The organism is Desulfofundulus luciae (genome assembly GCF_030813795.1).
GTDB classification, from domain to species: domain Bacteria; phylum Bacillota; class Desulfotomaculia; order Desulfotomaculales; family Desulfovirgulaceae; genus Desulfofundulus; species Desulfofundulus luciae.
This window is the reverse complement of record NZ_JAUSUX010000069.1, coordinates 1-1116: the sequence shown is the minus strand read 5'-3', so window position 1 is coordinate 1116 and position 1116 is coordinate 1. Positions and strand designations below refer to the sequence as shown.

Below are 1116 nucleotides of genomic sequence, written 5' to 3'. Positions count from 1 at the left end.
CCAGGTTTGTCGACCTGATGGTCCACGACGGCCTGTGGTGCGCCTTTTACAACCGGCACATGGCCATCCACGGCGGCGAAGTGGCCAGAGAATACGGCGTCTCCCGGGAAGAACAGGATGAATGGGCCCTGCGCAGCCACCGGCTGGCCATCGCGGCCATGGACGGCGGGCGGCTGAAGGAAGAAATCGTGCCCGTGGCCGTACCCCAGAAGAAGGGCGACCCGAAAGTGGTGGACACGGACGAAGCCCCCCGCCGGGACACCAGCCTGGAGGCCCTGCGTCGCCTGCCGCCGGTTTTCGACCCCAACAACACGGTCACGGCGGGAAATGCCCCGGGGGTCAATGACGGGGCGGGGGCTTTAGTGCTGATGTCCCGGGAAAAAGCACACGAACTGGGCATAAAACCCCTGGCCACCATCCTGGGGCATGCCTCGGTTTCCCGGGATGCCAAATACATTGCCACCGTACCGGGGCTGTCCATCAACAAGCTGCTGGCCCCAAAAGGGCTCACGGTAGACGCCATTGACCTTTTTGAAGTAAACGAAGCCTTTGCGGCCGTGGTCCTGGTCAGTGCAAAGATTGCCAACTTACCGAAAGACAAAATAAATGTAAACGGCGGCGCGGTGGCCTTTGGCCATCCCATTGGCGCCAGCGGTGCCCGCATTCTGATGACGCTCATCTATGAACTACGCCGGCGGGGCGGCGGTCTGGGCATTGCGGCCATTTGCAGCGGCGCCGCCCAGGGCGATGCCGTGCTGGTGCGGGTAGATGACTAAAAAGTCACGTAAGGAGCTGAATTAAAATGACCCTGGACTTTGACCTTACCGAAGAACAACTGATGATCCGCGACACGGTGCGCAAACTGGCCCAGAACGAATTTGCCCCTCGGGCGGCTGAAATCGACAAAGAACACCGCTTCCCCCGGGAGAACCTGAAGAAGCTGGCCGAACTGGGCTTGATGGGCATACCCATACCCGAAGAATACGGCGGTGCCGGGTGCGACTTTTTATCCTATATCATGGCCATTGAAGAAATCTCCCGGGCCTGCGCCTCCACCGGCGTAATCCTGGCGGTGCACACCTCCCTGGGGTGTTTTTCCCTCCTCTATCACGGTAC

The 1116-nt window shown here is 60.4% G+C and carries 2 protein-coding genes; both read left to right on the top strand.

The genetic code is table 11. The features are described 5' to 3' along the window. A partial coding sequence (locus J2Z49_RS14745) for an acetyl-CoA C-acyltransferase (protein WP_307403951.1) occupies positions 1 to 776 on the top strand: 776 nt, incomplete at its 5' end. A gap of 26 nt (positions 777 to 802) precedes the next feature. Continuing rightward, on the top strand, positions 803 to 1116 hold a 314-nt coding region (locus J2Z49_RS14740; protein WP_307403948.1), incomplete at its 3' end, for an acyl-CoA dehydrogenase family protein.